The 25,679-nt window shown below is 39.5% G+C and carries 24 protein-coding genes; 4 read left to right on the top strand and 20 right to left on the bottom strand.

Annotated elements, in window-relative coordinates:
- Positions 1-38: 38 nt before the first annotated feature.
- From NMK36_RS12395 to NMK36_RS12380, 4 genes are all read right to left on the bottom strand, one after another.
- On the bottom strand, positions 39-1,139 hold the full coding sequence (locus tag NMK36_RS12395) for an SGNH/GDSL hydrolase family protein (RefSeq protein ID WP_254173845.1): 1,101 nt from the start codon (positions 1,137-1,139) through the stop codon (positions 39-41).
- A 6-nt stretch (positions 1,140-1,145) separates the two neighbouring features.
- Entirely contained in the window at positions 1,146-1,631 is a 486-nt protein-coding gene (locus tag NMK36_RS12390; RefSeq protein ID WP_254173844.1) for a hypothetical protein, read from the bottom strand.
- A gap of 9 nt (positions 1,632-1,640) precedes the next feature.
- The gene (locus tag NMK36_RS12385) at positions 1,641-2,570 is read right to left on the bottom strand and encodes an MBOAT family O-acyltransferase (protein ID WP_254173843.1); all 930 of its coding nucleotides are present in this window, start codon (positions 2,568-2,570) and stop codon (positions 1,641-1,643) included.
- Between the two features lie 375 nt (positions 2,571-2,945).
- Positions 2,946-3,404 (bottom strand): hypothetical protein, encoded by a 459-nt coding sequence (locus NMK36_RS12380; protein WP_254173842.1) that lies wholly within the window; start codon positions 3,402-3,404, stop codon positions 2,946-2,948.
- Between the two features lie 257 nt (positions 3,405-3,661).
- Between NMK36_RS12380 and NMK36_RS12375 the strand changes: the two genes are divergently transcribed.
- Complete coding sequence (locus NMK36_RS12375) at positions 3,662-4,195, top strand: transposase (protein WP_083580161.1); 534 nt, start codon at positions 3,662-3,664, stop codon at positions 4,193-4,195.
- Between the two features lie 186 nt (positions 4,196-4,381).
- Here the strand turns inward: NMK36_RS12375 and NMK36_RS12370 are convergent, their stop codons facing one another.
- From NMK36_RS12370 to NMK36_RS12360, 3 genes are all read right to left on the bottom strand, one after another.
- Positions 4,382-5,602, bottom strand: coding sequence for a M20 metallopeptidase family protein (locus NMK36_RS12370; RefSeq protein WP_072720497.1), 1,221 nt, complete (start codon positions 5,600-5,602; stop codon positions 4,382-4,384).
- 159 nt (positions 5,603-5,761) lie between these two features.
- Positions 5,762-6,445 (bottom strand): dethiobiotin synthase, encoded by a 684-nt coding sequence (gene bioD / locus NMK36_RS12365; RefSeq protein ID WP_072720498.1) that lies wholly within the window; start codon positions 6,443-6,445, stop codon positions 5,762-5,764.
- Positions 6,446-6,571: 126 nt separating this feature from the next.
- Positions 6,572-7,168 carry a VOC family protein gene (locus NMK36_RS12360; RefSeq protein ID WP_254173841.1) on the bottom strand — a complete coding sequence of 199 codons (597 nt, stop codon included), beginning with the start codon at positions 7,166-7,168 and terminating at the stop codon, positions 6,572-6,574.
- A gap of 138 nt (positions 7,169-7,306) precedes the next feature.
- On the opposite strand from NMK36_RS12360, the gene NMK36_RS12355 reads away from it, so the two are divergent.
- The gene (locus NMK36_RS12355) at positions 7,307-7,714 is read left to right on the top strand and encodes a gamma-glutamylcyclotransferase family protein (RefSeq protein ID WP_186440446.1); all 408 of its coding nucleotides are present in this window, start codon (positions 7,307-7,309) and stop codon (positions 7,712-7,714) included.
- A gap of 78 nt (positions 7,715-7,792) precedes the next feature.
- Here NMK36_RS12355 and NMK36_RS12350 read toward each other — a convergent pair whose 3' ends face one another.
- From NMK36_RS12350 to NMK36_RS12290, 13 genes are all read right to left on the bottom strand, one after another.
- Complete coding sequence (locus tag NMK36_RS12350; RefSeq protein ID WP_072721478.1) at positions 7,793-8,317, bottom strand: anti-sigma factor family protein; 525 nt, start codon at positions 8,315-8,317, stop codon at positions 7,793-7,795.
- A gap of 160 nt (positions 8,318-8,477) precedes the next feature.
- Positions 8,478-9,134 carry a sigma-70 family RNA polymerase sigma factor gene (locus NMK36_RS12345; protein WP_254173840.1) on the bottom strand — a complete coding sequence of 219 codons (657 nt, stop codon included), beginning with the start codon at positions 9,132-9,134 and terminating at the stop codon, positions 8,478-8,480.
- 350 nt (positions 9,135-9,484) lie between these two features.
- Positions 9,485-10,162 (bottom strand): 5'/3'-nucleotidase SurE, encoded by a 678-nt coding sequence (gene surE / locus NMK36_RS12340; protein ID WP_072721481.1) that lies wholly within the window; start codon positions 10,160-10,162, stop codon positions 9,485-9,487.
- A 137-nt stretch (positions 10,163-10,299) separates the two neighbouring features.
- The gene (gene recG, locus NMK36_RS12335) at positions 10,300-12,783 is read right to left on the bottom strand and encodes an ATP-dependent DNA helicase RecG (RefSeq protein ID WP_254173839.1); all 2,484 of its coding nucleotides are present in this window, start codon (positions 12,781-12,783) and stop codon (positions 10,300-10,302) included.
- Between the two features lie 471 nt (positions 12,784-13,254).
- Complete coding sequence (locus tag NMK36_RS12330; protein WP_254173838.1) at positions 13,255-14,145, bottom strand: hypothetical protein; 891 nt, start codon at positions 14,143-14,145, stop codon at positions 13,255-13,257.
- 109 nt (positions 14,146-14,254) lie between these two features.
- Positions 14,255-14,914 (bottom strand): translation elongation factor Ts, encoded by a 660-nt coding sequence (gene tsf / locus NMK36_RS12325; RefSeq protein WP_072721486.1) that lies wholly within the window; start codon positions 14,912-14,914, stop codon positions 14,255-14,257.
- A 170-nt stretch (positions 14,915-15,084) separates the two neighbouring features.
- The gene (rpsB, locus tag NMK36_RS12320; protein WP_072721489.1) at positions 15,085-15,882 is read right to left on the bottom strand and encodes a 30S ribosomal protein S2; all 798 of its coding nucleotides are present in this window, start codon (positions 15,880-15,882) and stop codon (positions 15,085-15,087) included.
- A 207-nt stretch (positions 15,883-16,089) separates the two neighbouring features.
- Positions 16,090-16,962: a glycosyltransferase gene (locus tag NMK36_RS12315; protein ID WP_072721491.1), complete on the bottom strand. Its 873-nt coding sequence runs from the start codon at positions 16,960-16,962 to the stop codon at positions 16,090-16,092.
- 626 nt (positions 16,963-17,588) lie between these two features.
- Positions 17,589-18,245: an HAS-barrel domain-containing protein gene (locus tag NMK36_RS12310; RefSeq protein ID WP_072721492.1), complete on the bottom strand. Its 657-nt coding sequence runs from the start codon at positions 18,243-18,245 to the stop codon at positions 17,589-17,591.
- Between the two features lie 382 nt (positions 18,246-18,627).
- The gene (locus NMK36_RS12305) at positions 18,628-18,825 is read right to left on the bottom strand and encodes an NAD(P)H dehydrogenase subunit NdhS (protein WP_072720496.1); all 198 of its coding nucleotides are present in this window, start codon (positions 18,823-18,825) and stop codon (positions 18,628-18,630) included.
- Between the two features lie 64 nt (positions 18,826-18,889).
- A complete protein-coding gene (locus NMK36_RS12300; protein WP_254173837.1) occupies positions 18,890-21,955 on the bottom strand; it encodes a BamA/TamA family outer membrane protein in 3,066 nt (1,021 codons plus the stop codon).
- Positions 21,956-22,417: 462 nt separating this feature from the next.
- Entirely contained in the window at positions 22,418-22,870 is a 453-nt protein-coding gene (locus NMK36_RS12295; protein ID WP_072721494.1) for a DUF3531 family protein, read from the bottom strand.
- Positions 22,871-22,882: 12 nt separating this feature from the next.
- A complete protein-coding gene (locus tag NMK36_RS12290; RefSeq protein ID WP_072721495.1) occupies positions 22,883-23,917 on the bottom strand; it encodes a Sll0314/Alr1548 family TPR repeat-containing protein in 1,035 nt (344 codons plus the stop codon).
- 257 nt (positions 23,918-24,174) lie between these two features.
- On the opposite strand from NMK36_RS12290, the gene NMK36_RS12285 reads away from it, so the two are divergent.
- Together NMK36_RS12285 and rsmG are read left to right on the top strand one after the other, a co-directional pair.
- Entirely contained in the window at positions 24,175-24,858 is a 684-nt protein-coding gene (locus NMK36_RS12285) for an ABC transporter ATP-binding protein (protein ID WP_072721497.1), read from the top strand.
- A gap of 13 nt (positions 24,859-24,871) precedes the next feature.
- On the top strand, positions 24,872-25,621 hold the full coding sequence (gene rsmG / locus NMK36_RS12280) for a 16S rRNA (guanine(527)-N(7))-methyltransferase RsmG (RefSeq protein WP_072721499.1): 750 nt from the start codon (positions 24,872-24,874) through the stop codon (positions 25,619-25,621).
- Positions 25,622-25,679 lie beyond the last annotated feature (58 nt).

Raw genomic sequence — 25,679 nt, 5'->3', positions numbered from 1 at the left:
GATAGGGGAGGTTATTGTAAGGGTTTTTGAAGCCCATTTTAGGGCATCTGAGCAGATTTTTGGGTAGGAGATTTAGAAACGGAGGAAGGCGTTAATTTAGGCTGGGGTGAAGCAGATTTAGCAGGTTTTGATTTAATGGTAACAATTTTATCTTTTTTCATTTGCTCTAAGACAACCTCACTAATAATATTAGCACCATGAGAGGTAAAATGAACCCCATCATTGATTTTAACAGATCGGCGTTTACCCGATTTATCGACAACAAGGGCAGCATATTTTCCTCCCGATGCAAAGGTTCCCCAGGTTGAAATATATTCAATTTTGGGGTAAGTTTGGCTGACAGTTCCATAAATTTTATTCAACACACTAAAGATCCGATTATAACGAGGTCGTCTTGACATGGGTTGACCCACCCAATACACTTTTCTCACCGAAGAGGTGGAGAGTAATTTAGCATAGCGTTCAACTCGTTCTTGATAAGTTTTCTCCCATCCGGGTGTAAATAAGGGGTAATAACGTCCATTTTTGTCGATAATATCTTGACCATCATTTCCCCCAAATAAAATAACAACCACATCGGGTTTATAACTTTTGAGCAAGGTTGTTGTGCGATTATACCAATTATAATAATCAATTCGATTCAACCCACTGGACACTTTATAATCTAATTTTGTATTATTAATTTTATAGGTTTTGCGAAGATTATATTGAAGCTTGACTCCTAAATCAAACATAATCGAATCACCCACAAATAAAAAGCGGGTATAGGGTTTTTCCACTGGAGGTTTAGGTTTGGGAGGAAGAGAAACGGATTTTTTAGTGGCAGAGGAAATCGGTTTTTGGGTCGGTTGAGGATTTGGAGTCGTCAAGGGTTTTGGTTGGGGAGAAAGCTCTCCACTGTTCAAGGTTGCGATTTCAGTTGGGGGAGAAAGTTGATCTAAATTAACGTCTTTAATTTGGTTCCAAAATGCTTGTTCGGTTTGACGAAATCCCTCTAATTTTAACTGTTGTGCAGCTTGTTTAAGGGGAGGTTGTAGAAAGGAACTGGATGCAATACTTTTAAGAAATAAGGAAAAATTAGAAAAAATCAAAGTCAAACTGACTAAACAAACCAGCAGTAAGAATTCTCGATCTTTCATTGGGGGTTAAAAATTAAAATAGATAAAGGGAGGAACACTATTAGGGCCGAGCATAAGAATAGAATACACAAATCCAGAGGTTAAAACAATCCTAAAAAAGATATTTTTTAAAGAAAATAAGCGAATCAAAACTGAGGTAATGGCTTTTCCATAGAAATTAATTAAAACTAAAATAATAAAAATAACCAGATAAAGCTGCCAAACATTAAATTGAACTATCTGAACATCTGAGATCCAAATCCCTTGGATAAAATTTAAGGCTGTTTCCAGATTAGGAGATTGGAAGAAAATCCAACTCAAGGTGACAAACCCAAAGGTTAACCCCCAATTTAACAGGGGAATTATTGAGGATACCTTTGCAGAAGGTTGAAGAGTCAAACGGGGAGTTATTTCTTCTTTAAAGTAATGATTAAGGCCTAATCCTAAACCATGTAATCCTCCCCAAACTATAAAGTTTAACCCCGCACCATGCCAAAATCCTCCCAGCAGCATCGTTAAGAATCAATTGAGATATTTTCGTTGTTTTCCATGTCGGTTTCCCCCCAAAGGAATATAGAGATAATCTCTCAACCATTCTGATAAACTAATATGCCATCGATGCCAAAATTCTTGTAAACTAAAGGAACGATAGGGACAGTTAAAATTTTCGATAGGACGGAACCCAAATACACTAGAAATTGCATTCGATAAATCGGAATAACCACTAAAATCGACATAAATTAAACAGGAATAGGAGACGGCTGCTAAAATTAAATCACCGCAAGAATAGGAACCTGGGTCAGAAAAAGGAAGTTGCGTAAAGTTAAACAAAAAACTCGATAAGGTATACTTTTTAAAGAGTCCTGATAGAATTAATACAATTACTTCTTCTATTTTATAATCATATTTTTGAGAAGAATTAAGTTGTTTATAAAATTCCTTAGCTCGTGCAATGGGGCCAGAAGCAATTTGCGGAAAATAACTAATATAAATTGCATAATCAATCCACCGGGGAAAAGCCAGGGTTTGATGATAGCAATCAACAAGGTGAGAAATTATTCTAAACGTATAGAAAGAAACCCCAACAGGAACTAAAATTTCTAAGGGTTGAAAGGTTGAAGCAAAGGGTAAAAAAGAGAATATCTCTAAGAAACTATCAACAAAAAAATTATAATATTTAAAGGTTCCTAAATACAATATATTAAAAACTATTCCTGCTATTAACCAGGATTTAGCAGCCGTAGAGCGAGATCTTAACCCTAAAAGTATTCCATAGTTAATTCCAATACTGATTAACAGAAAAATTAAGAAATTCAATCCCCAAAAAGAGTAAAAAATTAAGTTTGTGGCTAATAAAAAAGCTTTGTATAAACCAACTTGTTTTTTTAAAGAAATCCCTAAACTAAAAACAATAATAAAAAAGATTAAAAATGAATAAGTTGGAAATAACATGGAAAAAATTAGGATGCTAGATCAAGATCAATCTTATAATATAAATGAAAAAAACTTGAAAAGAAACCTCGAATTAACAATTTTAGCAAAAACCCATCTACACAGCATCCTATCACCGAAGCAAACCCTAAACCACCCAAGTTATCATCTTTTTAAAACTTTGAGGAGCATTTCAGTATCCTATTTTGAAATCAAGCGATTAAATTCAAGGTAATCAGGGGAGCTAATTTTTAACATTCGCTCTGGACGATCATGAATAGCTGTTTTAGTCCGTGATAGTTTCTTAGGAATGAAAAATAAATAACTTGCACAACTAAACCCTGGAAACCTTGATCCACTGTAAACTATTTCTCAATTAGTCACCTTATTGGTTTTTCATTCCTTAGAAACACTAATATTCTTAATACTAATAAAACGATACTCATAACCTTTAAGGAAATTTTGATTATTCCAAAATAACTGACCTATTTCCCGACAATAAGCAACAAAACACTGTGCTCCTTTAAGCTGTTGGATAATTTCTTCTTCCAGTCCCCCTTTTCCTGGTTTCATCTCAATACAGACAATAACCTTTTGGGTTTCAGTATTAGCAATAATGACAAAATCTGCACGCTTACATTCACCCTTATTTCCTTGAAAAAATTCATGGTTTTGGTTAAAATAATCCGCCTTGATAATAATAACCTCATCATCATTTGGCATTCCATGAATTGTGACCGAATAATTTGCAGGTGGAGGTTCTTTGAGTATAACTTTCTTTTTATTATAGTGATTTTCTAATGATACTGTAGCAGTTTCTTTAATCATCTCTTTCAAAATAGCAATATAAGACATTACTCCACACCCCAAACAATTGCTTCTTGAATTCGGTTCATCGTTTCAATTGTTGGATCGAAACTTCGAGCTTCAATACGTTAACTGTTCAACAAACCCCAAAACATCCTGAATCACCTCCAACCACTGAATCTCATAAATTTAAAACAAAAAAGACTCTAAAATATCGGCATAAAACTTCATCATCCACTAGCCAAAAGCCATAATTGACAAGGATTGATGATTATATTCAACATTTAAAGAATACTCGCGACTTCTTGCCAGATTCCGTTCGTTATCTCGTTGCTGATGGCTATTACTATCGTTCTAAATTTTGGGAATCTGTTCAGGATTTGAATTTGCAATTGATTGGGAAACTTAGAACAGATGCTAATTTACGTTATCTCTATACAGGTGAACAAAAGAAACGCGGTGCTCCTCGAAAATATGATGGCAAAGTTGATTTAAATGATTTAAGTCGTCTCACTTTTGTTAATCAGATTGAACCGCAAATTTTTCTCTATACACAAGTGGTCTGGAGTTGTTGTTTAAAATGCCCAATTCGTTTAGTTTATCTCAGAGATACCCGCTCTAAAAAAACAAAAATTGCTTTATTATTTAGCACTGATATTCATCTGAATGCTGAACAGATATTTGAGTATTATCAGGCGCGCTTCCAAATCGAGTTTATTTTCCGTGATGCTAAACAATTTACGGGTTTATCTGATTGTCAATCTCCTCATCCCCAACGGCTTGCAAACCATTTTAATGCTAGTCTCACTGCCTTGAATTTAGCTAAATATCAATCCTAAAATCCAAGTCCAAGGCTTGAAGCAAGGCTTGAGCCGTATGATTGGGATAACCATCATGTACGGTTCTTAGGGGAGGGGAGAGTGGTGACACTCGAACCTTGCCCGCTCCCTAAGCGCGTAGCGTAGGGGTGGGAGTGTCAAATTTAACCTTGGATCTGCAACAATTTCATCGCCTTGAATCCAGAATTAATGATGCAGCGTGTAGAATTTTTCCACACAACGAACAAACATTTCTACACCCATTCCTAAGACCGTTTCATCAAAATCAAAACAGGGATGATGGTGAGGAAAATCCAAATTTTTATCGGGATTTGCTGATCCCAAAAAGAAATAACAACCTGGAACCGCTTGCAGAAAATAAGAGATATCTTCGGCTGCCATGGTTTGACATTCAGGCACAATTCCCGCCGGAGTTTCCACCACTGTTTCCGCTACGCTTTGTACCAACTCTGCCATCCGTTTATTATTAATAACAGGCGGATATAAAGGCGCGTAATTGAGTTCATAACTGGCTCCATGACTCTGACAAATGCCAGCAATAATTTGTTCAACACGTTTGCCAAAAAAGCCTTGATAAGTGGGATTAAAATATCGAACCGTTCCCAGCATTTTAGCACTATCGGCAATCACATTATCGGTTTTTCCGGCATGAAGGGAACCCACACTCACAACCGCAGACTCTAAGGGGTTAACATTCCGAGAAACAATGGTTTGTAACGCTAAAACAACCTGAGAAGCAACCACAATGGAATCAATGGTTTGATGGGGAATTGCACCATGTCCCCCTTTTCCATAAATTGTACATTGAAATTTCTCAACCGCCGCCATTAACGCCCCACTGCGAACGCCAATGGTTCCCAAGGGTAAGTTATTCCACAGGTGTAACCCAATTAAAGCATCCACATCCGGGTTCTTTAAAACCCCCGCTTCAATCATCGGTTTAGCGCCCCCTGGCCCCTCTTCGGCGGGTTGAAAAATAATTTTCACTATGCCTTGAAAACAATGGCGATGATGAGCTAAATAATAGGCAGTTCCTAACGCAATTGCGGTGTGACCATCATGACCGCAGGCGTGCATAATTCCCGGATGTTGAGACTGATAAGGAACATTATTTTCTTCTTGAATCGGTAAGGCATCTAAATCAGCACGAATGGCTAAAACCGGCCCTGGTTTTCCACTATCAATGGTGGCAACAATTCCGGTTTTGGCAATTCCCGTTTGATGATCAATTCCCCATTTTCTCAGGTGTTGAGAAACAAATTCTGCTGTTAAGGTTTCGGTAAATCCCAGTTCAGGATACTGATGTAAACGCCGTCGCCATTCTACTAACTGGGGTTGCAAATTACGAATATCCAGTCGGAGTTTGGATACATGAACTGAATTTAAGCTGGGAATTGTAGAAACCATTGGCGTGCAGAAAATCTAAAAACTATGTTAAGAAGTGATAGTAATTATAACATTTCTCAACAAATGATTTCTAATTCCTCTGCCTAAAAATAAGAGCCCCGTGCAGGTCGCGTCTTTGTTGTGGGGTGTGAGATTGAAAATCTCTCCCCCACAAGGGGATTAAGAAAAAATTGTCTCTAGGTCTAAATTAGATGCAATTTGAGCCAATTTTTCCCGATCTGTAAGCGTATTAATATAGGGCAAAATTCCTAAAATGGGAATTTGAGTTAAAGATTCTATCAGATCAATGGGAGTCCAATTTTTAATTTCTTCTGGAGAACAAGGTTCAACACAATTTAAAACCAATCCTTGCAACAATACCCCCATTTGTCGAGCTAAAGCGGCATTAGCAACGGCTTGGGCGATCGCTCCTAACCGCACAGGAACCACTAAAATTGTTGGTAAATGCCAATCTCGTGCTAAATCAGCCACTGTTAATTCATGGGTAATCGGAGACCCTAATCCTCCTAACCCTTCTACTAATACAAAATCTCGGCTTTGTTGTAATTGACAAAACTGCGACCAAACCAACTTTAAATCGACTGTTTTACCTTCCAATTCTGCCGCAATGGGAGGAGCTAGAGGTGCTTCAAAGTGTAAAGGATTAATTTCATCAATAGATTGATTTAAAGCAAAATATTGGTGATAAAACTCTCGATCTCCAATCCCCGTTTGCATCGGTTTAAAAACCCCTAAACTCCGAGATAAATAATAGGTTTGCCAATAGGAAATTAACGCACTGGTTAATACCGTTTTACCCACATTCGTATCCGTTCCCGCCACCAATAAACTCTTTTTCACCATTTCCCCAATTAGATTTCTATTAATGCTAAATATACCAAAATTCAAAACTCATCCCTCCCCCTCTCCCCATCCCCTTGTCCCCCCGTCCCCTTATCCCCCCATCCCCTTATCCCCCCGTTCCCTCCTCTAACTCTTAACTTCCGTCATCTCAATAACCCGGTTATCTAAATCTTTAACTAAAAAATTTAACGGTCTTTCACTGCGAATTTTATGTTTTACCCCTCGCAATTGTACCCGCATTAAAATTTGTTCTAAACAATCTCGATCAAAACAAACATGACGCTCTTGATCTTTAGACCCATAACTCGCCCCCCCAATAATATGTAACTGGGTGTTTTTCATCAGTTGATACCATAATCCCTCAGTTCCCTGCATTTTAGTCGCAGCACTTCCCACGGGGGTCGAGAGATAAAGCGGATCAATTCCCGTTGCTCCTAAAGTTTGTTCATAGTTATAGTAATAATGCAAAGGAACATCTGCCACAGACAATCCTAATAAACCTTCATAAAAATCCTTGGCCACATTCAAATCCGAAACCATGATGGTATGAACTTTAGGAGCACTGGTTAAAAACATCCACATCGCAACCGCATAAGCTGCCAGCAGCATCACCATGACTCCCTGGGTCGAAAAAATACCGTCAAACAGGGGAAATTCAGGGAAAAACGCACTTAACGGTAAGGTATGAAATGAAAAATCGATTAAATTAACGGCTATTAGCATGAATAAATTCAGAAGTAAAAAACAAACTCAACCCGAACCCATCATCACCTTTATCTTAATGGTTAAGATGATCAGCTATTAATCATGTTAACAAAAAGTTTTAACAACGCTCTCAAATCCAGACAGGATAGCCAAACGATGACCAATCTAATTCATGTATTTGTATATGGTACGCTCAAACCGGGGGAAAGCAATTATCAACGCTATTGTCAGGGACGGGTCATCGCCCAGCGTCCTGCTGTGGTTCAGGGAAAACTCTATGATTTATCTTTAGGGTATCCAGGGATGGTTGCTGGGGATGGTATTGTGCAGGGAGTGATTTTATCTTTTTCAGACCCCAACATTTTTATAGATTTAGATCAATTGGAAGATTATCAACCCCACCGTCCTCCTGAAAAAAATGAATATCAGCGCCAACAAATTCCGGTATTCGATCTCAATCATCAACCCTTGGGCTTAGTTTGGGCTTATCTGATGGACATGACAAAAGTTCAGGTTTATTCAGGGGTTTTGATTCCTGATGGATGTTGGAAAAATCGAGATTAACCGTTCAAAAAACTCTAGGGACACAGCAATTTGGTATCCCTAGAGTTCTATTATTTTAATTAACAAAAAACAAACGGCTTAATCAGTTGGTGTAGAAACAGCAGCTTTAGGAATCGGAATAATCGGTTGATCTACACTAATACTAACTGCATTCGGATTAACAATGGGAATTAGAGGTTCATTCAAGGCTATTTGTAAGGGTTCTGAATCATTCAAATTTTGAGATTGAGCCACCATTGCAACTCGCCCCAAATTACCAGAAACCGTCATCACTAATAATGCAGCGATCGCTGTTCCTCCCCAAGATATTATAACACGAGTTCTTTGATTTAGGCGTTGGAAAACACGGGTAGCCAGTTGTTGCACCGAAGAATGGGAGGCGGGAACAGGTGCCGTTTGCAAGCGAGAACGAAGTTGCAACAGTTGTAAATAAACTTCTTTAATTTGAGGGTCATGATCTAGCCAAGCTTGAACTTGACGGCGTTCTGAAACCGTCGTTTCTCCATCAAGGTAGGCACTGAGTAATTGAAACTGTTGAGGGTCAAGTAGATGCCCCTGGATGGTTGAGTTAATTTGTGGTTCTGGCTCAAAATTGTGCTTCATCGGAACACCCCCATTCACCAAGTATGAAATTCAACATGAAATTAGACAGATTTAATTGAAATTATCCTTGGGGGAAAAGTCATGAAAAATTGGGATTGAAACCTATATAACTATTGTATCGGTATAAGCCACCAATTACACCCCCTCACCCTCCAATTTTTTAGGGATTAAGATAAACTTGTAAATCAGCTTGTAACCGTTGACGAGCTCTGGCAATTCTTGATTTTACCGTTCCCAGGGAAACTCCTGTAATTTCAGCTATTTCTTCATAAGCTAATCCTTCAATTTCTCGCAAAACAATCGTTGTCCGAAAAACTTCGGGTAAATCAGCAATTGCATCTCGAAGATGGCTATAAAATTCACGGGTAGCCATATCTTCATCGGGGCCAGGACTATCGGCGGCGATTTCCCAGTCCATTTCCCCATCTTCAATATTGCGCGGTGCATCTAAAGAAAGAGGGGGTTTGACTCGTTTGCGCTTGCGGAGTTCATCGTAAAATAAATTAGTCGCAATTCGACTTAACCATCCCCGAAATTTTACGGGTTCTTGCAAACGTTTAATATTACGATACACCCGAATCCAGATTTCTTGAGCCAAGTCTGCTCGATCTTGCCAATCTGGGGCTAAGTGATAGAGAATTTTATCAACATGGGATTGATAACGACGCAGCAGTTCTGTAAATGCGGCTCGGTCGGGACAAACACCTTGTTGACAACGTAGAACCAGATCGGAATTTGAGAGTTGTTCAAGGGGGATTTGCTCTAGGGGGATAGAGACTTCAGCCGTAGACCAAGAAATAGGTATGGATTGGCTCATGGGTGGAACTCGGTTGATGAAAAATTCCGTTAGTGATGACGTCACCCGGATTGCTTAGGTTCCTGGGTTTAAACTCCTGAAGAGTTATGATACCTAGGATAGAGGATGAGTATTTTCACTTAACGGGTGGTTTTTACCTAATCTTAAAGGAATTTGCCATCGGTTGCATGAAAATTTTCTCATCAAATCCGGGTTTTTGTTGTATTAAAGAATACAGGGATTTCAGCTGACTTTCGGGAACCCTAGAAACAGTGATCAGGAGTCAAATAAAAATTAACCCAGCTATCTCAAGAACTTGAAAGTCGGTCAATTTCCAACTGTTCCCTGTTCCCTGTTTCCTGTTCCCTGTTCTACAATTTAATTAATGTCACCGCTATTTTTCCTCGAAAACACACCTCGACATCGGTTCCCTGTTCATAGGTGCGATCGCTATAATTTCCGTGATAATAAAAATAATCTCCTTCTTGTCTATAGTTAATGGGTAAAGATTGGGTTCCTAATTTACAAAATACAATCTCTGGGTCAGGTTCTTCCGGTTCCAAATAGGGAAAATTAACATTCCAAAAGCACCCCCGTTGTGGCGGATGTTTCATTAATTCTTCTAAGACTAAACTAGCCCAACGAGTTGTGGTTTTCCAGTTCACCGGTTTTCCGCCTTTGCGATATTGGGATAAAGCGATCGCAGGAATTCCCTGAATCGTCGCTTCCCGCACCGCCGCCACCGTCCCAGAAATATAGACATCAACGCCCATATTTCCCCCTGGATTAATTCCTGAAATCACCCAACTTAAATCAGGACAAAGATGAGATACTGCTAATCGAATACAATCAGCTGGAGTTCCCCCGATTGCATATTCAATTTCCGACCGTTTTTCAACATGAATTCCTTGATGAGTTGTGACTTGATGCCCACATTGGGAATATTCTTTATTAGGAGCAATCAAAATTTTATCACCAGAAATTGCTTTCCCCAAGGCTCGAATTCCGGGTGCATCAATGCCATCATCATTCGTTAATACTATTTTCATTTTTTTAAGGGAACAGGGAACAGGGAATAGGGAATTACGAATTACGAATTACGAATAGGCAGTGGGCAATGGGCAATGGGCAATCTTGCTATAGGCAATAGAAAGAGTGTACTGTTTTAATCTAATACTCTATTTAATTACGTTAAAATACTACCCCCCATAATTTTAAGATAACGACGATTTAATTCCGCCCGCATTAATGGCAAACTGTGCAATGTTCCATCTTTTTCTAAGACTTTTTGTGCGGCTTCCCTGGCTAATTGTAACACCTCTTGATCCTCCACTAAACTTGCTAAAGCAAAATCCGGTAAACCTGATTGACGAGTGCCTAAAACTTGTCCTGGCCCCCGCAATTGTAAATCCATTTCTGCAATCAAAAACCCATCCTGAGATTGTTCTAAAACTTGTAACCGTTGTCTGGCTTCTGGGGTAGACCCTCCTAACAATAATAAACAATAGGATTTATCTTTCCCTCGACCCACCCGTCCCCGTAATTGATGGATTTGAGATAATCCAAACCGTTCCGCATTTTCAATTAACATCACCGTCGCATTGGGAACATCAACCCCCACTTCTACCACCGTTGTTGAAACTAAAATTTGCGTTTCCCTCTCTCGAAATCGAGTAATCGCCTCATCCTTTTCCCCACTACTCATGCGACCATGTAACAACCCAATGGTAAAGTCAGGAAAAATTTTAGACTGTAATTTATGATGCTCTTCCACCGCAGATTTGACATCTAGCTTTTCTGATTCTTCGATTAACGGTAACACCACATACACCTGTCTGCCTTTCGCCACTTCTCTGCGAATTAAATCATAGGCATCTTGACGTTGTTTTCCCGTTAAAATAGTGGTTTGAATCGGTTGACGACCGGGGGGAAGTTCATCAATTTGACTGACATCTAAATCTCCATGTAAGGTTAACGCTAAAGTTCGGGGAATCGGAGTCGCCGTCATGGTTAAAACATGGGGTGATTCTCCTTTTTGTTGTAATCTAGCTCGTTGTTGAACTCCAAATCGATGTTGTTCATCAATGACGACTAACCCTAACCGATGAAAATTAACTTTATCTTGAATTAAAGCATGGGTTCCGACTAAAACCGGTAATTCTCCCGTTTCTAAATGGGAATGAATTTGACGGCGTTTCGCGGCTTTTGTGGAACCTGTTAATAATTCGACGGGGAGGTGCATTAAATTAAACCACTCCACTAATTTCCGATAATGTTGTTCGGCTAAAACTTCCGTTGGCGCCATTAAGGCAGCTTGATATCCGGCTTGAATTGCCGCTAACATCGCGACCACCGCCACAACAGTTTTCCCCGCCCCCACATCTCCTTGTACTAATCGATTCATCGGTTCAGGAGACTGTAAATCCTTCAAGATTTCTTGAATAACACGTTGTTGAGCGTTGGTTAATTGAAAGGGTAAAATTTGATAAAATTCCTCAATCAATTTTCCCGTTGGTGCTAAGACCGCACTGGTTTCAGTTTGTTTCTGCTGTTGTCTCCGGGTTAATAATCCCAACTGCAAATAGAAAAACTCATCAAACACTAACCGTCGTCTCGCCGCCGATAACCAATCTCGGTCTGGGGGAAAATGAATATTCTCAATCGCCGCAGTTAACCCAATTAATTGATATTGATTTAATACTTCTTGGGGTAAAGCATCTTGTAATTGTTTCGCTGCGGGTAAGGCTTCAATCACCGCTTTTCTGACCACATCCGCCCCAATTCCTTCTGATAACGGATACACAGGCAAAACTCGCCCGATTTTCATCGATTCAATCTGACCCCCAGCATGATCTAATATTTCTAATTCTGGGTTATCTAAGGTAATCCCATATTGATTTCGTTTAACTAAACCCGATGCCGCAATCACCGCCCCCGGTGGATAATTCCCTTTCTGTTGATGTTGCCAACCTTTACTACTATATCGATATCCCGCATAAAATCGACTAATTTTAAGTTGTCCGGTATGATCGCTTAAGACTAATTCTAATATCGTTAATTTTTTATTGCGGGGACTACTAAAACAATTACACCGTTTCACCTGAGCAATTAACGTGACCGTTTCCCCAGGTTCCAGTTCCTGAATTTTTACCTGTTTCCCATAGTCAATATGATCCCTAGGATAATAATAGAGTAAATCAAAGATTGTTAAAATTCCTAATTTAGCAATGCGATCGCTATTTCTTGGCCCGATAATTTTTTCTAAGGATTGTTCTAAGGAAATACTCACACCTTTGGCTTTTTCGGTAATCGCCGTTGTCTTCGGAACCGAGGGTTGATTTTGTTTTTGCTCTCGTTCCGTTTTCCGAATTTCCGATACCTGATTCCGACACTCAAACAGTCGTTGTAATTGCAGTAAAAACCGTCTGGTATCTGCAATTAAATGTTGTCGGTTTTCTAGGTCTAATTCGGGATATCGTAAAAATTCCTCCGCCAAATCTTGACACCGTTTTTGCGTTTCTGGCGGTGCATTTTCAAACAGTTCCTTTAAACTCACATAAAAAAATTCATGGAACTGATATTGATTCCCCTGCAAATTCGTAAAACCCCGTTCTGCTTCAACGGATAACGCTTTACTAAATCTCCACCAGTCCGGTTGATAAGATTTCATCTTAATTTCAATTCCTAGCTACCCTATTTTTGAGATTGACCCCAGCTTATTATAATATATAGTATTTTGCGGTTAACAAACCTTTCTTTTCTTTAATGTTGTGTTGATTAAACGGCTTAATTGGCTGTTTTTGCTAACAGTAACTCCAGGCAATTATAGAGGGGGTTGACAATAATAAATCGATTTTGCTAGAATTTTAGAAAATGCACCTTAAATAGATTTAACTTAAAAGTTGATTATTTAAGCAATTTACCAAAGGAATCTCCTATCTATCAGCATTACAGACGTTACTCTGTTTTCGACTCTCCTCAAATTTCAGGAAAATAGAGACAAAATTTTGAGAAGGTTGACACGAAGCAATCACCTGTGTTAAAATTTTAGCAAATGTTGCAGCAGTGTTTTCGCATATACTCTTGATTTTTTAAACAACTAATTTACATCAACCTTAATTCATCGGTATTACAGCCTTTTTTAATCCTCATACCAACTCGCTCTCCAAGCTGATTCTGCTTGAACAATCGCCCTCTCGCGCAACTTTTTATGATACTCCCGACGAATACCACTCAACTGTCCTGACAAATGGCGGAGTTGATGCCGTCGCGTCATCACATTAGCATCAGCAAACTCAATTTCCCCCAACCGTAGATGAATCGTAGTTAATTTCGTCACCATTGACGTTTGGGAGTCATCGTCATCCTCCGTTTCAATCATAATCTGGAGCAAATTTGGAGGCCCTGCGATTCCTTCGCTAGACGCTTCAGCCTTAGATGCCACTTCCAAAACGGCTTCCGGTAATTTTTGGGGCAATAGACCAGAGCGTTGTAATAACAGATTGGCATCCTTCGATAACAACTTCAAGAGTTGAATAATTCCAGTCTCAATCCTTTCTTGCCAAGCAGATAAACGCTCAGGTGTTAAGGGCTTACGAATTGGAGAAATTTCAAAATCAGTTTCTAATTCCAGCTTTCCTTCCCCCTCTTCTGCCTCTTCTGCCTCTTCTGCCTCTTCTGCCTCTTCTGCCTCTTCTGCCTCTAATTCTTCTAATTCTTCTAATTCTAAGCCTGGAACCTCAACAGGCACTGGCATTTGTAGAGACTGACACAGAGCCTTTTGCATTTGTTTGGCTAAATTTCTGAGTCCCTGTTGTAATTTTTGTCGTTCTGAAACGGATAACTTTAAAAAGGCTTCAGGATAGGTTTGAGTACAGAGGTAATAACTCGCCAAAATCAACTGTTGACGAACTCCCTGCCCCAGAGCCATCAAATACACCTCATAGGCTTGATGAAATTCCTGGGCTAGTTTAGCGATCGCTTCTTCCAACGTCGCGATATCCTGCTCAATTCGATTTATTGATCCAGCCATAAACGAATTAAGAATTAAGAATTAAGAATTAAAAATGAATGAACTCCGATCTTTTATTAAAATTTTATCTGATCGGAGTTTTAACTCAACATTTGCGTGACCAGTAACCTTAGGCTTTGCCCATTTGTTCAGCTACTTCATCCGCAAAATTCTTTTCTTCTTTCTCCAACCCTTCACCCAGAACAAACCGAGCAAAGCGACGAATTTTGATATTTTCTCCTAACAGAGAAATACTTTGTTTCACCAACTCTTCCACCGTAATATTTTGATCTCGGATGTAAGGTTGATCCAGCAAAGACATCTCTTTTAGGCGTTTTTCAATTCGTCCTTGAACGATTTTTTCCTTAATATTGTCGGGTTTATTGCCTAAATCATCCCGCTTCATTTCAATGTCTTTTTCTCGGGCTGCAATCGGGGCGGGAATATCATCAACTGAAATATATTCCACATTAGGACAGGCTGCGATTTGCATCGCAATATTCTGTACTAAAGCTTTAAATTCTTCCCGACGGGCTACAAAATCGGTTTCACAGTTGATTTCTACCATGACACCAACTCGGCCCCCGGTGTGAATATAACTTCCCACTAAGCCTTCAGTTGCACTGCGGGCTGTTTTTTTATCCGCAGAACTCATCCCTTTTTGGCGTAACCAGTCGATGGCTTTATTCATATCGCCATCATTTTCTGTCAGGGCTCTTTTACAGTCCATCATCCCTGCGCCCGTTTTATCGCGCAGTTCCTTAACAATTTTTGCTGAGATTTCCGCCATCTTTTCCTCAGTAATTTCGTGGATGTTTGCCTACCGCCATGACCCATCTGTCAAAAAAATTATAACAAATGGATCTAGCTTTCTTCTGCATAAACCGTGAGGTTGACCAGGAGTCCCGGCGGGATCATTTCCCTGGGATTTAACTCCAAAGCCAACTCCTGAGAACGGTTTTATTCTTCCGAATCGCTATCAGAATCTAAATCATCGAGATCCTCGATTTCTTCATCCTCTTCATACTCGTCTTCATAAACCTCGTCATCATATTCAGCGATGCCAGCATCTAACTGACCATGACGTCCTTCATAAATTGCATCGGCTAATTTACCGACAATCAATTTAATTGAACGAATGGCATCATCATTAGCGGGAATATGAATATCGGCTAAATCAGGATCACAATTGGTATCTAATAAAGACACAATGGGAATATCTAATTTGCGGCATTCCATCACAGCGTTATATTCCCGGCGTTGGTCAACTAAAATCACCACATCGGGAACGCGACGCATCGCTTTAATTCCGCCTAAATATTTCCGCAATTTTGTCAATTCTCGACGTAAAACCGAGGCTTCTTTTTTAGGAAGATAATCGAAATAACCACTTTTATCTCGGTCTTCTAAAGTTTTCAGACGTTCAACCCGAGTTTTAATGGTAGCCCAGTTGGTGAGCATTCCTCCTAACCAGCGTTGGTTAACATAATATCCACCACAGCGTGCTGCTTCCTGAGCAATAATTCCAGCCGCTTGGCGTTTGGTTCCCACAAATAAAAACTTTTTCCCTTGTTCAGAGGAACTTCTGACATAATCATAAGCTTCCTCCATCAGTTCTGCGGTTTGAACCAAATCAATAATATGAACCCCGTTACGCTCCGTGTAGATATAAGGAGACATTTTCGGGTTCCAACGGCGAGTCTGATGTCCAAAATGAACTCCAGACTCCAGCATTTCTGCCAAACTAATAACGGCCATTCGTCATAACTCCTAATTCGGGTTAATCCTCCATCTAGGCGTATTCGCTAGGGGTAGATACCCTAGAAACACCCGAATCCCTAGATGTGTGATTTTTAGACAACCTTCCTACTATAGCACGTTTTGAGGATTCCGAATCAAAGAATCAAAAGAGTATCCGTAGGGGGTCAACTTTTCCGTTATCGTATAAGTGTATATAACTGTAGATTACCTCACAGGTGATTCCTTACTAAAAATTCCAGTTGCAACTACTTGTTCAACTATATTTGGATAAAATTTCTGAGCCATTTCAGGAAATTTACCTAAAGCAACATATCCACCCCAGCAGTGAAGCAAGCAAATATCATTTTTCTGCTTCAGAATAGATTGTTGGATCATAGATAAAGCTTTAAATTGACACATTTCATGTATTTCAGCAAGTGTATTAACGGATTTATTCTCTATTCTAGATATAGCGTCTATTGGGGAAATATTGTATATACAAGTAAGGCTATAAACAGAGAATTCTGCCTTATTAATAGCTCTAATTAGAGCTAACTGATCTTGCTTTTTGAATTTTAGCCACTCCTGATTCCATAACTCAAATAAAGACTGAGTTTGCTTAGTGTTTCTCCAAAGAATTACTCCACTATTAAACTGAGTTGTACTTTCTGGAACATATTGTAAGGTGTAATTCTTCTCTTCTTCTGAAATATGATCGCACAATCCCAATGTTGGAACTAGGTCAACCACCATACACATATCTCCATAATCAAGATACTCCCACAGGTCAGAAATAGGATTGAAGGGAAGAATATCCGCGTCTAGGAAAAGTGTTTCCTGATATGGACTAAAGGTTGATAGACTTGTCTTGATCCCCCTAGATGAAAATGAACCGCTATCATTGATTTCACTAAGATTAATCAATATACAACTAATTTCGTACTTTTCAAGAGGGAAAAGTTTCAGTAAGGGATGATCAGAGATTATAGTGATAGGTATTTTGGGTTCTATCTGACGGAGGGCAATCGCACTGATTAAAGTTGCTTCCAGATATAAAACATTTCCTGTCGCACAATAGATAACTCCCCTATTTTTCATATAAAAAACCGCGAAAATGGTTGATTTTTTTGATTTGTGTTATTAGCTTTTAGCTAATTTGGCAAAACAAAGTCTTAATCATACAAATTTTTCTGATTTTTGAAAGTCAACTGTGACGGATTTGCAACCAAAACAGAGGTTATCATGCTAAAGTAATTCTGTCAAGTTGATCAAGAATAGTGCTATCTACATCTATGTCAAATTTTCGCGCAAAATGGCAGGAAGGGTTTAGTTAATAATGGATGTTCCAGACGAATTGTGAAATTTTGAGTAATATAAACCAATCTGGCGGATTTACAGACTCATACATTAGTTTAATCGCTTTGATGATAGCTTCTACTGCGGAAAATTCACCCCATGCGGTTTCTATATGAGGACGGACAAAGGAGACGTTTTTCGGTAGAGTATCTGTAGATAAATCACATTTGGAAAAGTCATGATGACAGACAATTGACGGATAATTAAACATTTTGTTTAAATGATCTATTAGCCTGTAAATTTGCTGTGGGTTTCTATGAGTTAGTAAAATAAAACCTAGGGATGATGACATTGGGATAAATTCGTTTATTTACTACTTGTTTAATTCGGAAAGTGGCAGAAGCTGGATCAATTTAATTCTACCTTGATCAAGGATGAATTTGTTTAAGAATAATCCGCAAGCGATCATAATCATCTTTTAATAAAATACTCAGGGTTCGTCCCGCTTCAATTAACCAACCTCGATCTAATTTTCTCAGTTGATAAATTTCTCGAATCGCCGCAGCTACCAAAGAATCAACCGGGGCGTTCCTCACGTCTAATAAGGTTCTTAAAAAATCTAATTCCTGACTGAAATTAACAATTTCATCCGGGTGACATTCATAGACTGCCTGATGAATTTGCGGGGGACGAGGCGGAATATATTGATAGATTTTACCTCGTTGCGATCGCTCTGGGTTCGTCATCTCAAAACCGACAATAGCCACCCGAAATTCCGTTTTTAACATGGCAAAAATTTGGGGTTGCTGTTCACGCAATTCTTCTAAGGTTAATCCTAGCGCCCTGGCTCGATGCACGGAATCAATTGGGCTAGTAGTAGCATAATAAACCACTCCATAAACCTGATTTCCTGACTCCTCATCCCTTGATTTGACCCAACTCCCAAAGGCAGGCATGACCGGAAAACTCAAGTCCTCCGGTTCTAAACATTGGGCTAAATACTCCGTTGTCGCCGTTTCTATCACTTCAGCGATATGTTGCTGAGGACGTCGAGAGGTTGAAAATATAGGAAAAGGAAGACGCATAAATCAGTTATCAGTTATCAGTTATCAGTTATCAGCTATCAGTTATCAGTTGATAGTTGATAGTTGATATAGCAATCCTATTTGAGTTGTATCCAAAATTTCGGTTCAAAAGGGAACAGGGAACAGGGATAATACTTCTGGCTGTTTCATATCAGTTTTAAATTATTACAATCTATTTGGGATTGCTATAGTTAACAGTTATTAGTTGATAATTATAGCACTGGAACCTCATATTAGGACATCAATGATGGCTATAATCCTTAATTGTTAAGCATCTATACGGGTGGAGAAACCCCCCATCTGACTTGGGGCTCCTGCTATAATAGTTAATATTGACTGATAACTGATAACTGATGACTGATAACTGATAACTAATAACTGATTATTTTTTGCCTTTGCGTCCAGCAGTGGTATCAATTGCTTCTAGTTCAGAGAGTTTAAAAGTGACGAGTTTATCCCAGTTTCCTCCCTCAAAGAGAACGGCGACTTTACCGTCGCTGACTCGTTGAACGAGACCTTGGAAACCATAGTAAATATCGACGGGGTTTGTGACTCGCACGGCGGAACCTGGCAAAATCATAATCTTTCAACCGTTGGATGAACTGAATTTTAGTTTATCGTAACATTGGACGCTCAACATCAGCTTAGAACCGTTCTCCTAGACCAAAATGAATCCGACTATCCCCATTATTATTAATCCCATAGTCAATCCGAACTGGCCCCAAGGGAGTTTGTAAACGCACCCCTGCACCATAACCAAAGCCACTTCCGGGTTTATCCCGCACCCCTCCTGGAGAACCGGGCACTGTACCTTGAGAATTTAAGTCCGTCGCCCCATCAACAAATAACGCTCCCCCAATAAAATTCGAGAAAATCGGGAAACGATACTCAATTGATCCTTGCACAAAACTACGGGTTGAGGCGATCGCTCCTTCTTCCCAACCCCGCACCGACGCTGTTCCTCCTAAAGGAAAAGCTTCATAGGGAGGTAAATTTCCGACAACTGTTCCCGCTTGAAAATTAAAGGCAAAAGATTGAGGGCCTTTGGGAATAAAACCGGTGAAAAAGTTAACCGGAACATAAAAGGTATATCCCGCCCGCAAACGATTCATTAAAATACTTCCTGAACCCACAGGAATTGATTGTTCTGTCCCAAACCGTAATAAATACCCGGAAGTTGGCTGTTGTTTATTATTGCGACGATCTCGAACTAATCCAAATTGAACGGTCAATAAATCGTCTGATCCACTGCCACTATAACTAAGTTGATTACCATATTCATCGGTTGGGGTAATATTCCCATCGGAGTCTGTTATGTCCACCCGTTGATATTGAAATCCCAGGGATGCAACCCAATTTGGATCAGCAAAAACATTCTCTGCAAAAGGTCGAGTAAAACTAATCCCGCCTCCGGTTCTAACTACACGGGGACGATCACCATTTGCTAAACGAACTTCTCGTGGCCCATCTTCAAAAACAACAGAAATTGTCCGCCGTCTAAACGCATTAATCGTATAGGATGTTCGATAAGGATCACCCGCAATCCAAGGATCAGTAAAGCTGACATCGACTTGAAAAACTCGGTTTCCCGCTTCTAATTCCACCCCTAAACGTTGGTTATTTCCCCCTAAATTAATTTCTTGATAACTTAAGGTTCCAAATAATCCAGCAGCAGAACTAATTCCTCCCCCAAATGCTAAGGAACCCGTTGTTTTTTCAATCACATTAACAATCACTGTCGCTTCACGGGGATTATCTTTTCCCGGTTCTAATTGTAATCGCACATCTTCAAAAATTCCTAACCCAAAAACCCGGGCTAAATCTCGTTGTGCGGTTTGTTGGTTAAAGACATCCCCAGGTTTTAACTGAATTTCACGGGTAATAATAAAGTCTCTCGTTCTTCCCTCAATCGGCTTTCCCTCTTCATCGGTCGCTTCTCCATCACTATTGAGAAAACGCACTTCAATAGTTTCAATCACCCCTTCAGCGACTTGTAGGGTAACAACTCCTTCCCGTGTGACTTCGGGTGCAGCAACAACCTGTGCTAAAACATAGCCATTATCCTGATACCATTGATTTATTTTTTTAACCCCGGCTTCGATTTGATTCAGGTTAATCGTTTGATTATATTGATCAGCGAAACTTTGATTAATAATTTCTTCGGGTAAAACCGTATCGCCTTCAATCACAACTTGTTTTAAAGGCGGATTTTCTTCAACTTCAAAGGTGACTCGCACCCCAAGAGGGGTATCTTCTGGAACGGCTTTGACATTTCGGAATAAACCGGTTGCAAAAATGGCGTTAATATCTTTTTGTAATTGAGAACGGGTTGTTGTTCGTCCGGGTTGGGTGGAAATAACGCTATAAACTTTATCAATTAATGTTGTATTTTCCGTTCCACTGACTGCGATTTCTGCGACTAATACTTCAGGTTCAGCTTGTGCTGGTGTGGTGGGAATGGGAATAGTTGGAGGAACGTCAGGTTGTGAAGGTGGAGAAGGTGGAACTTCAGGGTTAGAGGGTAGAGTTTCAGGTGTTGCTTGAGCAATTTCTAAAGGGGCTGGTGGAGAAAAGTGGGCTAATTTTTCTGCACCAGTTTTATTTAAGCTGGGTTGAAATATATTAGTTTCTGATACAGTCGGATTTAAAGCGATCGCATTTTCCACCACAACTGGAAAGCTAAAATTTCCCCTTTTTTCCGTAGCTGATTTATTGAGTAAAACCTCTAAATTCGAGGATTGATTAATTTCAGCACTTGCTATTTGCTGAGAAACTTCTAGGGGGAATTGTGCTGTTTTCCCTAACTCTTTATTTAAACTGGGTTGAAATATATTAGTTTCCGCTACAGTCGGATTTAAAGCGATCGCATTTTCGGAAATAACGGGAAAGCTAAAATTTCCCCTTTTTTCCGTAGCTGATTTATTGAGTAAAACCTCTAAATTCGAGGATTGATTAATTTCAGCACTTGCTATTTGCTGAGAAACTTCTAGGGGGAATTGTGCTGTTTTCCCTAACTCTTTATTTAAACTCGGTTCAAATATATTAGTTTCTGATACAGTCGAATTTAAAGCGATCGCATTTTCCACCACAACGGGAAAGCTAAAATTCCCTCTTTTTTCGGTCGCCGATTTATTCAGTAAAATCTCTAAATTTGAGGGAGGATTAATTTCAGGATTTTTTATTTCAGGGGAAACTTCTGAAGAAAAAGGAGGGATCTTTACTAAATCCTCTGTTCCTTTCTGTTTATTAAGAATAATTGTTGTCTCTTTAGAATCAGCAATCGGACGTTCTGATAAAGAATCTAATTCTGAGGAATTTGATGGTAATGCTAAAGAAGTATCACTCAGAGGTTGAGATGGATTAAAAGTAGCTGAATTTGTGGAGAATGAAGAATGAACCCAAGACGGAGAAATATTTTTTCCAATCGATTGACCCAAAGAAAAAGCCAAATCTGGATTTAGCAATTTCGTTTTATGTAAAACAATGTCTTCAAAAGGATAAATCGGAGTTGAGGGGGGAATTTGATTAACCGCTAAAGATTGATCATGAGTTTCCGATGGAATTAAACCCGGAGATTCGGGCTCAAGAGTTCCTAGGGAATTAGACGAACTTTCTGAGTCTGGGTAAGCGGTTTGACCATTTGCAGAGTTTGATAATCCAAACGTAGCTGAAGCAGCAAAAACCGCAACTAAGACAGGAGATAAACGCATGATACTCACTCTTTTAGACAGTCCCACACCTAAAATTTGTCAATCCTCAGCTTAAACGTTACGGTGACAATCACACTCAACGCTGACGCTGCGACATCTGACATCTTAACAAGCTTTGACACTCCTACAACGAAAAGCTTGTGAACTACCCCTGGATGAGGGGACAGGGGGACAGGGAGACAGGGGGACAAGGGGACAAGGGGACAAGGGGACAAGGGGACAAGGGGATGAGGGGATGAGGGGATGAGGGGATGAGGGGATGAGGGGATGAGGGGATGAGGGGATGAGGGGATGAGGGGACAAGGGGAGGGGGAAGGGGGAAGGGGGAAATTATTAACTAAATTATTAACTTTTGTACAGACGCACTCAGGGCGGAGTCCTGAGCTTGCGAAGGCTCTCCTAGGCTCCACCCCCGTCTAACAACTGATAACTGATAACTGATAACTGATAACTGATAACTGATTAATTATAATCAGCTACACTGGATTGATAAACGTCTTTTTCTATCGGCCAATCTTCATTTTCACCGCCAATAATAAGTTTTTCAATGATTACATATTCTTGGCTTAATTGGCGAAAAGCATTGATTAAAACATCGAGAGCAAAAGCATCACTGGTTCCTAAATCAAACCAACAACGTGCCCAAACTCCCTGATATTCAATTTCTCCCATATTGTGCATCAGTGCCATCATACTATTATCAACAATGGCATCATCGTAGGTCAGATAACTTAAGTCAATTCCAGTATCTTGAACCTGTAGATTTTCTGCATTAAATCCTCCCATTTTTCCTAATAGAAACCATGAATCAAACACTTCCTCAATATAATCCCGTTCACTGCGGGAGGGAACGGTTTGAAATTGTAGCCAAATCCAAATATCAAAAGGATTACATTCTCTAAACAAAACTTCCATAAGAATAAATGGTTATAAAGGTGGTAATTGATTGGCAGTTGGCCCCCAAAGACCATTAGCATCTTTAATTTTATCGCGCAACGGATCACAAGGTCGTCCTTGATTATCAATGCGGTTTAGATTTTTGCATTGTTCATAAAAGATTTGAGCGACTAATCGTTTAGGAAGTTGATCAGATTGGTTTAAAGCTTGGGTAAAATATTGCTTGGCTTCCTGTAACTGGGAGGGAATTAGAGTTTGATTGCTTGCTTTGAGTTTCTTTCCCTGTTCTGCTAAGATTTGGGCTTTCAGATATAATACTTCTGGATGGTTTGGAGCTTCAGATAAAGCTTTTTCGGTATAACTTAAGGCTTGATCATATTGACCTAAATTTTGATAGCCAATGGCAATTCCCCGATAAGCTAAGTAACTAGGTTTAGCTTGTTGTTCAAGTTTTTTAATAGCTTTTTGGGAGTCAGAAAAGGGAAGATTCAAGGATAATAATAAATCCATATAGCCTTGAATTAAGTTTAATTCGGGATCTTGAGGATTAATTTTTTCAGCAACATTTAAGGATTTTAATACCTCTTGTAATTGATTTAAGGCTTTAGGAGCACCTTTTAATGTGCCTTCCGTGACGATGGTATGACCCCCTTGTAAAAATAAACCGACTGCAATATAAAGATTACCGCGTAAAGGGTCTTTTGTACTTAAGAGTTTAGCCGATGCTAAGGTTTGATCACTATAGGTTTTTAAAGCATTAAAATCTTGATCTTGGTAAGCTAAAGAAGCCAAGAGTGCATAGACTAAGGGTTCATTGGGTTCTTGTAATTTCGCTTTTTCTAAAACTTGTTGAGCTTCCTTATAATTCCCTCGCTCAAACATTGCTTTAAATGCAGTTTCTGTTTGGCTTCCGATGGGACGCGGATCGGTTGTGCGAAACGGATCAGCCGCCAAACTGGGATTTATCCCTGAACTGAATGTAATCAAACTGGCACTCATTCCCCAGAAAACCTGTCTAATCATTAAGGGAAATTTCTGAGCTTTACACCGAGAAGAATTGATCATAATGTTCATCCTATTATCCAAGTTAAAACGGAATGTTCAATCAGAGCCAAGCTGGGATGATATTGCCATCTGTTTTGTATAAATCTTAATTTTTTTCTCTGCTTTCGGCAAGGGGAAACCCAGATTTATTTGCAAGAACTGATAAAAATAATCTACTGATTGTGTTATAATCTAAATTAAGGGTATTGGGCATTAAGCATTTCCTCTTGCTTTGTTTTTTCGGCTCAAATTCTCATTTTATTGGTCTTCTGTTTGTGATGCTTTATATCAAAAATTTAGTTTATCATCCCGCCGCTAGTGACAACCCGATTTTAGCGCAGGTCAACTTAGAACTGGCACCGCAGCAAATGGGACTCATTATTGGGCCTAGTGGTTCGGGAAAAAGTACATTACTGGAAATTTTAGCGGGTTTAGCTGAAAAAACGAAGGGAAATATTTGCTGGCGGGAGCAAGAATTAACCTCGGAACACTTACAACAGCTTGCGGGTTTAGTGTTTCAATTTCCAGAACGACATTTTTGTGGCGGCACAATTTTAGATGAGTTACGCTTAGGTCATCCAGAGTTAGGTTCAGAGCAGGTTCATCAAGCGTTAGATGAAGTAGGACTCAGCCATTTATCGTTACAAGTTGCTCCCCATTCCCTCAGTGGTGGACAGCAAAGACGTCTAGCCTTAGCGGTACAATTAATTCGCCAACCTCATATTTTAATGTTAGATGAACCAACGGCGGGTTTAGACTGGTCAATGCGACAACAATTAATTAATTTATTAGGAAAATTAAAAAAACATTGGACGTTATTAATTGTCACCCATGATGCTAGAGAATTGTTGAATCTTGCAGATTGTTGTTGGTCATTACAACACGGTCATTTAGCTCCCCTAGATTTGAAGACAATGGTAATGCAAGACCAACAAAAAATAGTAGCTTCTCCAAAAGCTTAATTTTTGATAAATTATGAATCAAACTTCCTTCCCTAAGTTACCCGAACTGACTGCAATTTGGCAGGATACATTAAATTGGCAACCTACTCCTGCACAACAGGATTTATTTCAACAATTATTTGAGTTAATTCTGGAGTTTAATCAACAACTGAACTTAACTCGCTTAACTGAACCTGAAGAATTTTGGGAAAAACATTTATGGGATTCTCTACGCGGAATTGCCCCCGTATTATCGGGTAAAATTCCTGCCCATCCCGGTGATAAAATTATTGATATTGGCACAGGGGGAGGCTTCCCCGGAATACCTGTGGCTTTAGTATTACCGGATTGTTCTGTGACGTTATTAGATTCAACTCGCAAGAAAATTACCGCCTTAACAACAATTTTAGAGCAATTAAATATCAAAAATACAATTCCTTGGGTGGGTCGAGCAGAAGCTCTGGGTCAACATCCTAAACATCGAGAATCCTATCAGTTGGCTTTGTTAAGAGCCGTTGCTCCGCCATCCGTTTCTGCTGAATATGCTCTGCCTTTATTAAAGATTGGAGGATTAGGAATACTCTATCGAGGTCACTGGACAACGGAAGAAGAAAAACAGTTAACATTCACGGTGAAACAATTAGGGGGAATCATCGAATCTGTTGATGAATTTACCACCCCTTTAACTAACAGTGTTCGCCACTGTGTATCGATTAAAAAAGTAAAATATACGCCTAAACAATACCCGCGAAATGTTGGAGTTCCCGGTCAAAAACCCTTGTAGTAAGCCCTAAAGGGCCAAAAGAGGGCTAAAGCCCTCACTACAAAGATCGTTGACTTAA

Origin of the sequence: Planktothrix pseudagardhii (assembly GCF_904830925.1) — a bacterium.
Lineage (GTDB): Bacteria > Cyanobacteriota > Cyanobacteriia > Cyanobacteriales > Microcoleaceae > Planktothrix > Planktothrix tepida.
The sequence above is the reverse complement of the archived record's forward strand: the minus strand, read 5'-3'. Positions and strand labels throughout refer to the sequence as shown.

Bases quoted from the DNA above. Each gene is read 5' to 3' on its own strand.
- NMK36_RS12380 (WP_254173842.1), bottom strand. From the start codon at position 3,404: ATGTCTTATATTGCTATTTTGAAAGAGATGATTAAAGAAACTGCTACA.
- NMK36_RS12385 (WP_254173843.1), bottom strand. From the start codon at position 2,570: ATGTTATTTCCAACTTATTCATTTTTAATCTTTTTTATTATTGTTTTT.
- NMK36_RS12355 (WP_186440446.1), top strand. From the start codon at position 7,307: ATGACCAATCTAATTCATGTATTTGTATATGGTACGCTCAAACCGGGG.
- NMK36_RS12345 (WP_254173840.1), bottom strand. From the start codon at position 9,134: ATGAGCCAATCCATACCTATTTCTTGGTCTACGGCTGAAGTCTCTATC.
- NMK36_RS12360 (WP_254173841.1), bottom strand. From the start codon at position 7,168: ATGCTAATAGCCGTTAATTTAATCGATTTTTCATTTCATACCTTACCG.
- surE (WP_072721481.1), bottom strand. From the start codon at position 10,162: ATGAAAATAGTATTAACGAATGATGATGGCATTGATGCACCCGGAATT.
- recG (WP_254173839.1), bottom strand. From the start codon at position 12,783: ATGAAATCTTATCAACCGGACTGGTGGAGATTTAGTAAAGCGTTATCC.
- bioD (WP_072720498.1), bottom strand. From the start codon at position 6,445: ATGGTGAAAAAGAGTTTATTGGTGGCGGGAACGGATACGAATGTGGGT.
- NMK36_RS12395 (WP_254173845.1), bottom strand. From the start codon at position 1,139: ATGAAAGATCGAGAATTCTTACTGCTGGTTTGTTTAGTCAGTTTGACT.
- NMK36_RS12330 (WP_254173838.1), bottom strand. From the start codon at position 14,145: ATGGCTGGATCAATAAATCGAATTGAGCAGGATATCGCGACGTTGGAA.
- NMK36_RS12370 (WP_072720497.1), bottom strand. From the start codon at position 5,602: ATGGTTTCTACAATTCCCAGCTTAAATTCAGTTCATGTATCCAAACTC.
- NMK36_RS12310 (WP_072721492.1), bottom strand. From the start codon at position 18,245: ATGCGTCTTCCTTTTCCTATATTTTCAACCTCTCGACGTCCTCAGCAA.
- rpsB (WP_072721489.1), bottom strand. From the start codon at position 15,882: ATGGCCGTTATTAGTTTGGCAGAAATGCTGGAGTCTGGAGTTCATTTT.
- NMK36_RS12290 (WP_072721495.1), bottom strand. From the start codon at position 23,917: ATGATCAATTCTTCTCGGTGTAAAGCTCAGAAATTTCCCTTAATGATT.
- NMK36_RS12350 (WP_072721478.1), bottom strand. From the start codon at position 8,317: ATGAAGCACAATTTTGAGCCAGAACCACAAATTAACTCAACCATCCAG.
- rsmG (WP_072721499.1), top strand. From the start codon at position 24,872: ATGAATCAAACTTCCTTCCCTAAGTTACCCGAACTGACTGCAATTTGG.
- tsf (WP_072721486.1), bottom strand. From the start codon at position 14,914: ATGGCGGAAATCTCAGCAAAAATTGTTAAGGAACTGCGCGATAAAACG.
- NMK36_RS12285 (WP_072721497.1), top strand. From the start codon at position 24,175: ATGCTTTATATCAAAAATTTAGTTTATCATCCCGCCGCTAGTGACAAC.
- NMK36_RS12315 (WP_072721491.1), bottom strand. From the start codon at position 16,962: ATGAAAAATAGGGGAGTTATCTATTGTGCGACAGGAAATGTTTTATAT.
- NMK36_RS12390 (WP_254173844.1), bottom strand. From the start codon at position 1,631: ATGCTGCTGGGAGGATTTTGGCATGGTGCGGGGTTAAACTTTATAGTT.
- NMK36_RS12305 (WP_072720496.1), bottom strand. From the start codon at position 18,825: ATGATTTTGCCAGGTTCCGCCGTGCGAGTCACAAACCCCGTCGATATT.
- NMK36_RS12300 (WP_254173837.1), bottom strand. From the start codon at position 21,955: ATGCGTTTATCTCCTGTCTTAGTTGCGGTTTTTGCTGCTTCAGCTACG.
- NMK36_RS12295 (WP_072721494.1), bottom strand. From the start codon at position 22,870: ATGGAAGTTTTGTTTAGAGAATGTAATCCTTTTGATATTTGGATTTGG.